The sequence below is a fragment of the Kitasatospora sp. A2-31 genome (assembly GCF_022288725.1).
Taxonomy (GTDB): domain Bacteria; phylum Actinomycetota; class Actinomycetes; order Streptomycetales; family Streptomycetaceae; genus Kitasatospora.
Genome location: NZ_JAKNTA010000001.1, coordinates 1,025,415 through 1,037,904 on the forward strand (window position 1 = coordinate 1,025,415; position 12,490 = coordinate 1,037,904).

At 72.4% G+C, this 12,490-nt stretch carries 8 protein-coding genes; 4 read left to right on the plus strand and 4 right to left on the minus strand.

From position 1 onward, the window contains the following. The first annotated feature begins 105 nt into the window (after positions 1-105). Positions 106-4,053: a type VII secretion protein EccCa gene (gene eccCa, locus MCM47_RS04745; protein WP_238741298.1), complete on the plus strand. Its 3,948-nt coding sequence runs from the start codon at positions 106-108 to the stop codon at positions 4,051-4,053. Positions 4,054-4,557: 504 nt separating this feature from the next. Beyond that, positions 4,558-5,973, plus strand: a complete 1,416-nt coding sequence (locus MCM47_RS04750; RefSeq protein WP_238741300.1) for an APC family permease — start codon at positions 4,558-4,560, stop codon at positions 5,971-5,973. A gap of 269 nt (positions 5,974-6,242) precedes the next feature. Here the strand turns inward: MCM47_RS04750 and mycP are convergent, their stop codons facing one another. The 4 genes from mycP to eccB form a co-directional block, all read right to left on the minus strand. Beyond that, positions 6,243-7,487, minus strand: coding sequence for a type VII secretion-associated serine protease mycosin (gene mycP, locus MCM47_RS04755; RefSeq protein ID WP_374209066.1), 1,245 nt, complete (start codon positions 7,485-7,487; stop codon positions 6,243-6,245). Between the two features lie 98 nt (positions 7,488-7,585). Further along, positions 7,586-7,879 carry a WXG100 family type VII secretion target gene (locus tag MCM47_RS04760; RefSeq protein WP_238741304.1) on the minus strand — a complete coding sequence of 98 codons (294 nt, stop codon included), beginning with the start codon at positions 7,877-7,879 and terminating at the stop codon, positions 7,586-7,588. Positions 7,880-7,953: 74 nt separating this feature from the next. Then, positions 7,954-8,244, minus strand: a complete 291-nt coding sequence (locus MCM47_RS04765) for a WXG100 family type VII secretion target (protein WP_238741306.1) — start codon at positions 8,242-8,244, stop codon at positions 7,954-7,956. Between the two features lie 179 nt (positions 8,245-8,423). Beyond that, on the minus strand, positions 8,424-10,091 hold the full coding sequence (gene eccB, locus MCM47_RS04770) for a type VII secretion protein EccB (protein WP_238741308.1): 1,668 nt from the start codon (positions 10,089-10,091) through the stop codon (positions 8,424-8,426). Positions 10,092-10,395: 304 nt separating this feature from the next. Here eccB and eccE point away from each other — a divergent pair, with 304 nt between their 5' ends. Further along, complete coding sequence (gene eccE / locus MCM47_RS04775) at positions 10,396-11,661, plus strand: type VII secretion protein EccE (protein WP_238741310.1); 1,266 nt, start codon at positions 10,396-10,398, stop codon at positions 11,659-11,661. Further along, positions 11,661-12,431, plus strand: a complete 771-nt coding sequence (locus MCM47_RS04780) for a hypothetical protein (protein WP_238741312.1) — start codon at positions 11,661-11,663, stop codon at positions 12,429-12,431. Before eccE ends, MCM47_RS04780 begins: the two co-directional genes overlap by 1 nt. Positions 12,432-12,490: the final 59 nt, after the last annotated feature.

Genomic DNA, 12,490 nt, shown 5'->3' on the forward strand with positions numbered 1-12,490 from the left:
GCGGGGGCGGCGTCACACGGGGCGCCCTCACCCGTACGTATCCAGTTGCGTGAGGGCTGATGCCGAAGTGAACGAGCTGTCCGTTCGAGGCTGCGGGGTGGGAGCATGAGCGTGATCACGGTCAAGCGCCCGGCGCGGGCCTATCCCCCGGCCGTGCCGGACGAGCCGGTGGAGTTGGTCAGTCCGCCCGAGTTGCCCCGATCGGGCGGCGAGGACTGGCTGATGAGCATCCTTCCGATGCTCGGCATGGGCGGCTCGGCGGTGTTCTTCTTCTCGCCCGGCGCCGCGGCCCCGATGAAGATCATGGGCGGTCTGATGATCGTCTCCACGGTCGGCATGGCGCTGGCGCAGATCGTGCGGGCGCGCAAGGGCGGCTCGACCGCCACCGCCGACGAGCGCCGCGACTACCTGAAGTACCTGCAGCAGATGCGCCGCCAGGTGCGCCGCACGGCCGAGCGCCAGCGCGGCGCCCAGCTGTTCCTGAACCCGGAGCCGGACCAGCTCTGGTCGATCGTCGCGGACGGCCGGCGGATCTGGGAACGCCGCAGCGGGGACGCGGACTTCGCGCAGATCCGGGTGGGCCGCGGGCCGGTGCAGCTGTCGACGCCGCTGGTGGCGCCGCAGACCGCGCCGATGGACGAGCTGGAGCCGCTCTCCGCGGCCGCGATGCACACCTTCCTCAAGGCCCACGGCACGCTGCAGGACCTGCCGCTGGCGGTGTCGCTGCGCGCCTTCTACCACATCACGGTGTGCGGGGACCCGGACACCGTGTACGGCAACGTGCGGGCGATGATCGCCCAGCTGACGACGCTGCACTCGCCGGACGACCTGCTGGTGACGGTGGCCGCGGCGCCCGGCGCGGTGGAGGAGTGGGAGTGGACCAAGTGGCTCCCGCACAACCAGCACCGCAAGGAGAACGACGGCGCGGGCTCGCGCCGGCTGATCGCGACCGGCCTCGGTGAGCTGGAGTACCTGCTCCAGGACGAACTGGCGGGCCGCCAGCGCTTCGTGCGGGACGCCGCGCCGACGACGGAGCAGCCGCACATCGTGGTGGTCATGGACGGCGCCTCGGTGCCGCACGACTCGCTGCTGGCGGGGCCCGAGGGCGTGCACGGGGTGACCATCATCGAGGTGGTCCCGGGCGACCTGGACGAGCCGACCGGCCACCTCATCGTCACGGTGAGCCCCGAGGAGCTGGTGCTCCGCTCGGCCTCGGGCGCCACCTACTCCGGCAAGCCGGACACCCTGTCGGCCTGGCAGTCCGAGGCGCTGGCACGGCAGTTGGCGCCGTACCGGATCTCGGCCGGCGGCGACGACGAGCCGCTGCTGTCCAACCTCGACTTCACCGACCTGATGAACTCGGGCGACCCGGGCTCCTTCGACGTGTCGCGCAGCTGGCGGCCGCGGGCGCAGCACGAGAAGCTGCGGGTGCCGATCGGGGTCGGGGCCGGCGGCGAGCACGTCTACCTGGACATCAAGGAGGCGGCGCTGGAGGGCATGGGCCCGCACGGCCTGTGCGTCGGCGCGACCGGCTCCGGCAAGTCCGAGCTGCTGCGGACCCTGGTGCTGGCGCTGGCGATGACGCACTCCTCGGAGATCCTGAACTTCGTCCTCGCCGACTTCAAGGGCGGCGCGACCTTCGCCGGCATGGCGGACATGCCGCACACCTCCGCGGTGATCACCAACCTGGAGGGTGAGCTCACCCTGGTCGACCGCATGCGGGACGCGATCGAGGGCGAGCTGAACCGCCGCCAGGAGCTGCTGCGCTCGGCGGGCAACTACGCCAACCTGCACGAGTACGAGCGGGCCCGCGCGGCGGGTGCGGCGCTCGACCCGCTGCCCTCGCTGGTGCTGATCATCGACGAGTTCTCCGAGCTGCTGACCGCGAAGCCGGACTTCATCGAGATGTTCATCCAGATCGGCCGGATCGGCCGTTCGCTGGGCGTGCACCTGCTGCTGGCCTCGCAGCGCCTGGAGGAGGGGAAGCTGCGCGGCCTGGACACCTACCTCTCGTACCGGATCGGTCTGCGCACCTTCTCGGCGGCGGAGTCGCGGGCGGCGCTGGGGGTGCCGGACGCGTACCACCTGCCGCCGGTGCCGGGTGTCGGCTACCTGAAGTTCGGCACCGACGTGATGGACCGGTTCAAGGCCGCGTACGTCTCCGGCCCGTACCGGGCGCCGGGCCAGCAGCGCGCCACCGGCGGGCGGCTGGTGACGGCGCAGCCGGTGCTGTTCACCGCGGCCGAGGTGCCGGTGCTGGAGCCGCCGGTGCAGGAGGTCGAGCCGGTGGCGGAGGAGCCGGACGACGCGCTGGTGGACACCGTGCTGGACGTGTTCGTGCAGCGGATGGCGGGGCAGGGCCCGGCCGCGCACCAGGTGTGGCTGCCGCCGCTGGACGAGGCGCCGAGCGTGGACCAGCTGTTGCCGCCGCTGCAGGCGACCGCCGAGCGCGGGCTGACCTCGCCGGGCTTCGGTGCGCTGGGCCGGCTGGAGGTGCCGGTCGGCATCGTGGACCGGCCGCGCGACCAGCGGCGCGACGTGCTGCACCAGAACTACTCGGGCGCGGCCGGCCACGGCCTGATCGTGGGCGGTCCGCGCTCCGGCAAGTCGACGCTGGTGCGCACCACGGTGGCGGCGTTCGCGCTGACCCACACCCCGCTGGAGGCGCAGTTCTACCTGCTGGACTTCGGCGGCGGCGGCTTCCAGTCGCTGCAGGACCTGCCGCACGTCGGCGGGGTCGCGGGCCGGCTGGACGTCGAGAAGGTGCGCCGCATGATCAGCGAGGTGCACGGGGTGCTGAACCGGCGCGAGGAGCTGTTCCGGGCGACCGGGATCGACTCGATCGCGACCTACCGGGCCCGCCGGGCGGCGGGGCAGCTGCCGGACGAGCAGTTCGGCGACGTGTTCCTCGCGATCGACGGCTGGAACACCTTCAAGCAGGAGTTCGAGATGCTGGAGGGGGTGATCGGCGACATCGCGCAGCGCGGTCTCGGCTACGGCGTCCACGTGATCATCACGGCGGCCCGCTACGCGGAGGTCCGCCCGGCGCTGAAGGACCTGCTGCAGAACCGGACCGAGCTGAAGCTCGGTGACGCGATGGAGTCCGAGGTGGACCGGAAGGTGGCGCAGAGCGTGCCGTCCATGCCGGGCCGCGGTGTCACGCCGGACCGGCTGCACTTCCTCTCCGGTCTGCCGCGGCTGGACGGCTCGCACTCGGTGGACGACCTGCAGGACGGCGTGGCCGGGCTGGTCGCCGCGGTCAACGCGGCGTGGACGGGCCCGCGCGCGCCGCAGGTCCGGATGCTGCCGGCGGTACTGGACGGGTACTCGCTGCCGAAGGGCTTCGAGCACCCCGAGCGCGGGGTCGCGTTCGGCGTGGACGAGGTCGAGCTGGCGCCGGCGTTCGTCAACTTCGAGACCGACCCGCTGTTCATCGTCTTCGGCGACACCGAGTCCGGGAAGTCCGCGCTGCTGCGGATGCTGATCAAGCAGATCACCGAGCGGTACACGCCGGACCAGGCGGGCATCGTCGTCGGCGACTACCGGCGCGCGCTGCTCGGTGTGGTGCCGCAGGAGTACCTGGTGGAGTACGCGGCCGCGCAGCCGGCGATGTCCAGCATCGTGGAGATGCTGCGCGGGGCCTGCTCGCGCCGCCTGCCGGGCCCGGACGTGACCGCCGAGCAGCTGCGCAACCGCAGCTGGTACAGCGGCAAGGACATGTTCGTGATCGTGGACGACTACGAGCTGGTGGCGACGAGCTCGGGCAACCCGCTGGGGCCGCTGGCCGAGTTCCTGCCGTTCGCGCGGGACATCGGCCTGCGCGTGATCATCGCGCGCAGCGCCGGCGGTGCCGGGCGCTCGCTGTACGAGCCGGTGATGCAGCGGATGCGGGAGCTGGGCGGGCAGGGCGTGATCCTGTCCGGGAACAAGGACGAGGGCGCGCTGCTGGGCACGGTGAAGCCCCAGCCGCTGCCGCCGGGCCGCGGCGTGTTCGTCTCGCGCCGGGCGACCAACGGCCAGATGGTCCAGACGGGCTGGCTGCCGTCGGCCTAGTCCGGTCCGGGCACGGCCCGGTATGCACGGCTGCCTCCGGGCGGCGGTCACGGACGGTGATCGAAGGGCCGGGCTCCTCGGGAGCCCGGCCCTTCGGCGTCCCACGTGCCGAAACGTTATCTAGATCTTTCGGGCCCGGGGCTGCGGTTCCCGTACCCGGCCCGGCGGCTTCCGGGCCGCTAAACGGTGCCTGGGCGTGCTGGCCCCTCGCCGGGGCACCACCTTCGAAACACGGGCCGCAATCCCATGTTCACCTTGGATTCAAGCGTCAGACAAGGGAGGTAACAAGTCGGACATACATCGCAATGACCGTGGGTGATCACCGATTCGCATGTTTATGCCCTTGTCCGCAACGGATTCCGAAGCATTTCCGCCATTGACGCACTCTTTACGGCCAAGGTTCCATGGCGACCCGGGAGCGACAGGACCGAGACCGACAGCACCAGCCAGCGGAGGCGATACCGCTCCCTCTCCAGGACCCGCCCAGAGCCGATCGGATGCCAGATGACCGACACGCTTCGCCCGCCACGCGCCGTAGCCCCCGCCACGGCCGCCGAGGGCGCGAACGCCTCCCCCCAGACGCTCAAGCGCTCGATCGGCGTCGTCGGCGGCACCCTCCTGACGCTCTCCTGCGTGACCCCGGCGTCCACGCTCTTCGTGATCGTCCCGGAGCTGTTCTCCAGCATCGGCAGCGCCACCGCGCTGGCCATCGCGATCGGCTCGGTGCTCTGCATCGCGGTCGCCTTCTGTTACTCGGAGCTCGGCACCCTCATCCCCAGCGCCGGCGGCGAGTACGCGATGGTCGGCACGCTGGCCGGCCGGCTGGCCGGCTGGCTGGTGTTCGTGCTCTCGCTGATCGTGGTGCTGATCGTCCCCTCGGTGATCGCCCTCGGCACCGCCGACTACCTCGCCCCGGTGCTGCACGTCGACAAGGCGATCGCCGGCGCCGCGGTGATGCTCGCCGCCACCCTGGCCGGCCTGCTGGACCTGCGCGCCAACGCCTGGATCACCGGCATCTTCCTGGTCCTGGAGGTCGTCGCGGCCGGCGTCGTCTCGGTGCTCGGCTTCGCCCACGCCAACAGCGGCGCCCCGAGCATGCTGCACGGCGTGGTCGCCGGTGAGGACGGCGCCGCCACCACGGTGAGCATCGGCGCCATCGTCGGCGCGCTCGGCATCGCCCTCTTCATCACCCAGGGCTTCTCCACCGCGGTCTACCTCTCCGAGGAACTGGAGAACCCCCGCCGCAACGTCTCGCGCACCGTGCTCTGGACGCTGGCCATCTCCGCCGCCGTCATCCTCGTCCCGGTCGCCGCCATCACCATGGGCGCCCCCGACCTGGCGACCCTGAGCTCCGGCGACATCTCCGGCCTGGTCACCGCCTGGAGCAACTCCGCCGTCGGCACCTTCATCAGCCTCTGCGTGGCGCTGGCCATCATCAACGCCGGCATCGTCATGGTCATCCAGAACTCCCGGGTGCTGTTCGCGTCGGCCCGCGACAAGGCCTGGCCCGAGCCGGTCAACAAGGCCTTCTCCACCCTCGGCCGGTTCGGCTCCCCGTGGGTCGCCACCCTGGCCGTCGGCCTGCCGGGCGCCGCGCTCTGCTTCGTCGAGGGCGACCTGCTCAGCGAGATCACCGGCGTCGCCGTGACCGGGATGTACCTGCTGGTCGCCGTCGCCGCGCTGCTGTCGCGCCGCAACCACCACAAGCACGCCGCCGCCTGGCGGATGCCGCTGTGGCCGGCCGTCCCGGTGCTGCTGATCGTGGTGCTCGTCTACATCATCACCCAGCTGGACACCGTGCCGCTGCTGTGGACCGGCGGCATCACCGCCGCCGCCACCCTCTACTGGCTCTTCTACCTGCGTCCCCGCCAGGCCACCCACTGGGTGATCACCCTCCCCGAGGACCAGCAGCAGGCCTGAGGCCCGTCGACCACCACCCCACCCCCACACGGAAGTGCCCCGGGCTCCCCCTCGCCCGGGGCACTTCCGTCGTCCGTGCGCGCCACGACGGGCCGGTTGTGGGCCGGTGCGGCTCGCCACGAGTTCCACGAACTGCGCGTCCCCGGTCTCGCGCGTGGCACCGATCCGCCCGCCCCCGTCCCACTGCGTCCCCTGCCCGGCGTCGTCACACCGGTGGGATGCGGCGGGCGCGGCGGGAGGGGACAGCCGGGGAGGCAGGACCCTGCGGGTCAGTCCGCGAGGGTCGCGCGGCGGCGGTCGCGCAGCACGACGCCGCCGCCGATGAGCAGGGCGACGAGCAGGGCGCCGATGCCCAGCACGTACGTCGCGGTGCGGCGGTCGCGGTCGGCCTGGGTCTCACCGAGGCCGACCGGCTGCGGCACGATCGGGGCGGCGGCCAGCTCGACCGGCTTGTCCTCGGTGGCGGTCTCCGGGGCCACGTCGGGCGCCTTGGTGACGGCCTTCACCGGGTCGACCACGCCCCAGCCGACGTACTCGTTGGCCTTGTGGTCGGTGCGCTGCGCGGTCTGCTCGATCCAGGCCCGGACCTGCCTCGGCTTCCAGTTGGGGTGCGCGCCGACCAGCAGCGCGGCCAGGCCCGCGACGTAGGGTGCGGCGAAGCTGGTGCCGTTGTCCACGCACTGGCCGCCGTGCGGGACGGTGGAGAGCATGTCGACGCCGGGGGCGGCGACGTCCACGAAGTCGCCGTACTGGGAGAACGGGGCGCGCTCGTTGTTGCGGTCCGAGGCGCCGACGGCGAGCACGGTGGGGAAGGCCGCGGGGTAGGTGTCGCCCTTCTTCCCGTCGTTGCCGGTGGAGGCGACCACCACGACGTTGCTGGCCTCGGCGGCCTCGACGGCGGCCTTCAGCTCGGCGTAGCCGGCGAACTTGGTGTCGCCCGCGCCGCGCACGTCCTGGGAGATGTTGATGACCTTGGCGCCCTTCTGGACCGCCTGGTTGATCGCGTCCACCAGGGTGTGGACGTCGCCGCTGCCCTCCGCGTCGTTCTGGCGCAGCGACAGGATGGTGGCGTCCGGGGCGAGTCCGACGAACCCGGTCTGGTCGTTGCGCGCGGCGGCGACGATGCCGGCCACCTTGGTGCCGTGGCCGACCGGGTCGACCGTGCCACCGCCCTCGGGCTTGCGCCCGTCCTTCTCCTTGAGCAGCGAGCCGCCGTCGGTGACCTTCTTGGCCAGCTGCGGGTTCTGGTCGTCCACGCCGGTGTCGATGACCGCGACCATGACGCCGGCGCCGGTGGTCCGGCCGCCCTGCCAGAGCTCGTCGAGCACCATGCGCTGCAGCGACCACGGCACGGCCTGCACGTTCTGGGCGCTCTTGGAGCAGTCGCCGGCCGCGGCGATGCCGGGCCCGTCCGCGTACGCCGGGGCGGCCAGCGGACCGCCGAGCACCGCGAGCGCGGCCACCGCCGCGGCCGTCTTCCGGTACCTGACCACGGACACCCTGCCACCCCTCATGTCGTCCAGCCGTGTTGCACGCCAGGGGCGGGTGCCCGGGGTCCGGGCACCCGCCCCTCAGCGGAGTCCTACGCGCCCCTGACGGGGCGGCGGCTCCGTCAGGTCCAGAGGTTCTTGTTGTTGTTCTCGGTGTTGTTGTAGCTGTCGGCCGCGTTGTCCAGGGCGGTGGCGATCTTCGCCAGGGTCTCCTGGAGGTGGGCGGCGCGCTGGTCCCACTGCGCCTGGTGGGCACGGTAGCCCTCCTGCGCGACACCCTCCCAGCTCAGGGCGATCTTGGTGACGCCCGACTTCAGCTCCTCGAGCTGCTGCTTGATCTGGTTCGCGGTGTTGCGGACCTGGGTACCGGCGCTACGGACGTGCTCGAAATTGACGAGGATGTTGCCCTCGGACACGATGTCTGTCTCCTGGTCTGGATGGCGACGCCGCCCTCGACGGCGGGCGTCGATGACTACCTGGCAGAGGCGGATCAGGCCTTGAACGCGGCCTGCTGGTCCGCGTCGGTGGCCGAGTACTGCTTGGTCGTGATCTCGATCGCGTCCTTGATCGCCTTCAGCGACTGGTTCAGCTTGACCGCGTCCTCGTTGAACTCGCGCTGCAGGTTGGTGTAGGCCTGGGCAGCCTGACCCTGCCAGCCGCCCTTGACCGAGTCGACCAGGGTGTTGAGGCCCTTGATCTCACCGTCGATCGTGTTGATGACCTCGTCCATGTGCTTGGCGAAGGCCATCATTTCCTGAGCGGTCGTCTTGAACTGACCCATGCTCTACCGTCCCCCATGAGACAGACATTGTGTCCGGAGGGCCGTTTCCGGCCACCCCGTCGCATCACGGCGTGATGTCCTGCAGCACTGTAGTCGGCACACGCAGCTCGCCCAACACCGGGAGACGGCTAGTTACCAGACCATGACACAGCGGCCAATTCCTTTACGAGGCCCGCCCGTCAGGCGTTCTGCTGCTGCGTCGCGCTCTTCGAGTTCAGCGCCGGACCGGCCGGGACGAGGTTCGACCACTGCACCGGCACCGGCGCCGGCTGCAGACCCTGGTAGCCGAGCCTGGCCTGGTTGCCGCCGACCTCCTCCGGCTGCTGCGGCGCGGCCGGATCGGTGGGCTGGGCCGACGGGGTCTTCGCCACCGCGCTCGGGCTCGGCCGGCCCGGGGCGGCGGTCGGGGCGCCGCCCTTGCCGCCGGTGCTGTTGGCCGGGACGGCGTAGCGCAGGCCAGTCTCGGTGATCAGGTAGTCACTGCCGGAGCCGTCCGCGCCGTTGTCCAGCGCGCGGTAGTAGAGCCCGTGACCCGGCGTCACATGTGCGGAGACGGCGCCGCTGCTGTACTTCACCGGGTAGTCCGGTCCGGCCCAGACGCTGCGGCGCGGCGTCCGGCCGTCCTCCGCCACCCCGTCGAAGGTGCTGCAGACCACCGTCCTGGCGTCCTTCGGGGCCTGCCAGTTGTTGGCCGGCGCGCCGGGCCTGGTCGGCCAGTCCCCGGCGCCCTCGCCCATCAGCAGGGCGTCGCTCTTGAAGGCGGCGTGGTCGGCCGGCGTCATCTCGGTGACCCGCGGGGTCTTGTCCGCGTCCTGGTTGTAGAGCGGCTGCAACAGCGGGTTCTGCCGGATCAGTTCGGCCTGGAAGGGGGTGATCTGGAGCAGCCTGTCCTTGCCCACCACGTAGTAGCGCTCGCCGAACTTCACCAGTCGGCCGACCTTGCGGTCCTCCGGCTTCTGCAGCGTCACCGACGAGTTGGCGCCCAGCCCGTCGATCTTCGGGAAGACGATGTCGCTGCCGGGCACCAGGGTGTCCAGCCAGTCCTTCTTCACCCGCTGCGGGGCGGCCATCGACCCGAAGATCGCGCCCATCAGCTGCGTCCGGGTGCTGTCCGGGTCGTTCTCGGCACCGATGGCGTGCTTGCGGCCCTTGGCGTCGACCAGGAAGAGCTTCAACTTGGCCTGGGGGGCCGGCGCCTGGCCCGCGCCCGGCTGGACGGACACCTGCTGCTCGTCCACCTGCTGCACCAGCAGCGCCTGGTCGACGTCGAGCACCCGGTCCTTGGCCTCCAGCGCCTTGGCGTCGGCGCCTCCGGCCACGAACACGGCCTGGTTGACGGTCTCCTGGCGGTCGTCCGAGCCCGGGCGGTCGCAGACCGACCACTTCATCGGCTTGCTGACGTTCTCCTTGGTCGGCAGCTTGTCCGGCGCGTACGGGATGCCGATCGTCGGACCGTGGTTGGGGTAGCGGTCGAGCACGTCGTCCGCGACCACCACCACCTTGGCGTCCGCCGGCAGCACCAGCCGCGCCGAGGCCATGTTGAGCACCTGGTGCAGCCGCTTGGTCTTGCCGTCCGGATCCGGCAGCACCACGTACCGGGTGGTGCTCTGCTTGCCCTGGATGATGTTCTTGCCGTTGTCCCAGCCCACCGGGGCGCTCGGCTTGAACACCCCCCAGACCCCGAACCCGCCGACCACCAGCGCCCCCGCGACGACACTCGGCAGGACCGCCTTGAGCGGCCGCGGCGCGTCCTCGTCGCTCCCCCCGCCACCGGGCAGCAGGAAGGCCCCGACCGTGCGCTTGCGGGCGAAGGTGTAGGCGTTCAGCTCGTCGCGGCGCGATGCCATGCTTGTCGTCTCCCCTGTCTGACCGACACTCCCCGTGGTCCGCACCCGCCCGGCGAGCGTGAGCTCGAACCCTCTACGATGCGGCAGCAGACGGTGAGTACGGTACGGGTACGGTTCGCGGACCGGCCAACCGGGCCGCGACAACTGATCAGGAAGGGCCACTCGGGGGATGCCAAGCCAGACCGCTCCAGGGCGCCGCAGCACGGCACAGGGCAGGGGATCGCGCCGCTCCGGCCGAGGGGCGCAGCCCGACCCGGCCGCCGCCGCGACCCGGCCGGCACCCTCCGGCGGGCCCGGGGCCCCCGTGCAGGTCCGCGTCCACCCCCGCCCGGGGCTGCTCGGCGGGCGGCTGAGGCTCCAGCAACTCGTGCTGGTCGAGGTCGCGGTGGCGCTCGTGGCCGTCGGCTGGACCATCAGCAAGCCGGTGGCCGGCGCCTTCGGTGCGGTCGGGCTGGCCCTGGTCGTCCTCGCGGCGATCCCGGTGCGCGGCCGCACCATCCCGGAGCTGCTGCGGGTGCGCGGCGCCCTGAAGGCCCGTCGGAAGCAGGCCCGGACCAACGTCCCGCCGGTCGGCACCGACCCGGCGATCGCCCCCGCGCTGGAGCTGGAGCCGGCCCTGCGCACCTGCACCCACGCCACCGAGACCGACTTCGGCGGCCGCCCGATCCGCCGCGAGACCGGCATGGTCGGCGACGGCACCTTCCTCACCTCGGTGCTGCTCGTCCAGGCCAAGGACCAGCCGCTGCGCCCGGTGCGCACCGCGCTGCCGCTGCCGATGGACCTGGTCTGCTCGGCGCTGCGGGTGGACGACATCACCCTGGAGTCGGTCCAGGTGGTCCAGCACACCCAGCCGGCCCCGGCCCCGCACCTGCCCGAGCAGTCGCTGGCCTCCCGCGCCTACCGGGAGCTGCCGGACGGCACCGCGACGCCCGGACTGCGGCTGACCTGGGTGGCGCTCAAGCTCGACCCGGAGCGGGCCGCCACCGCCGTCCGCGCCCGCGGCGGCGGCGAGGAGGGCGCCCGCAAGGCCCTGCAGCGGGTCACCGACCAGCTCGCCGGGCGGCTCAACAGCGCCGGCTTCAACGCCACCGTGCTGGACGAGCGCGAGCTGATCGCCACGCTCGCCATCTCCACCTGCGCCAACCCGCTCGCCGTGGCCGGCCGCCAGGGCACCGGCAGCGGCGGCGGCAGCGGCCGGCGCACCCAGGAGAGCAACCGCTTCTGGCGGATCGACGACCGCTGGCACAGCACCTACTGGGTCTCCCGGTGGCCGCAGCTCGGCCGCCCCGGCGGCTCCCCCGGCCGGATCTCCGCGCCCGACCTGGTCAACCTGGTCACCGGCTCGCCCGCGCTCGCCAGCACCTTCAGCCTGACCGCCGGTCACGGCACCGGCGGGTCGGTCGCGATCAGCGGCCACGTCCGGGTGACCGGGCGCAGCGAGAGCGAGGTCGTCCAGATCGGCCGGCTCGTGGAGGCCCGGGCGCAGAGCGCCGGCATCGGCCTCGCCCGGCTCGACCTGGAGCAGGCCCCCGGCGTGCTCGCCACCCTGCCCCTGGGAGGTGCTTCCTGATGGCGTACCAGACCTATCCCACGCCCGGTCCGCAGCCCGGCTCCGCCGAGCAGTCCCGCGTCCGGCCCCGCATCCTGCCCGGTTTCGGGCTGCGCGGCCCCCGGCGGGAGAAGCACGTGCTGACCGTCGAGGAGCTCGGCGCGCTCGCCCTCCCGGTCGGCGACGACGGGGTGCTGATCGGCGAGGACGTGCAGCAGCAGCCGGCCGTGCTCGGCCTGTTCCGGCCCAGCGCCTACGACCTGGTGCTGGTTGGCGGGGTCTGGACGGCCCAGGTGATCGCCCTGCGGGCGGCCGCCACCGGAGCCCGGATCGCGGTCGAGACCGCCCGCGGCCAGCTCTGGGGCCCGATGGCGCAGGCGGCGGGCGGCGGGCAGCCGTGCGTGACCGTCCACCAGGTCGGCCGGCTCGGCCCGCAGGGCGCCTCGGTGAACTCGCCGGTGCTGGTGGTCCGCGACCTCGGTGCGCGCCCGCCGCGCAGCCGGCTCTCGGCCGCGCCCTGGCAGACCACCCTGACCCTGCTGCCCTACCTGGGTCCGAACGCGTCCCGGGTGCTGAACGCCGCCGACCTGGTCGGGTTGCAGCGCATCTCTCCGCAGGAGGCCGAGCTGGTCGGCCGGGTGCTCTCGCTCGGCCCGCAGGACGTCGCCGCGCTGCCCACCCTCGGCGACGACATGACGCTGTGGACCACCCGGATGCGCCGCCAGTACGTGCGGACCATTCCCGGACAGGCCGAGCAGCAGGTCCTGGGCGGTCCGCGCCGGATGGACTGACCCCGTGCGCCCCCGGCGCCTCCCGGCCGTTCCGCGGGTGAGATGCGACTCCGCCTTCA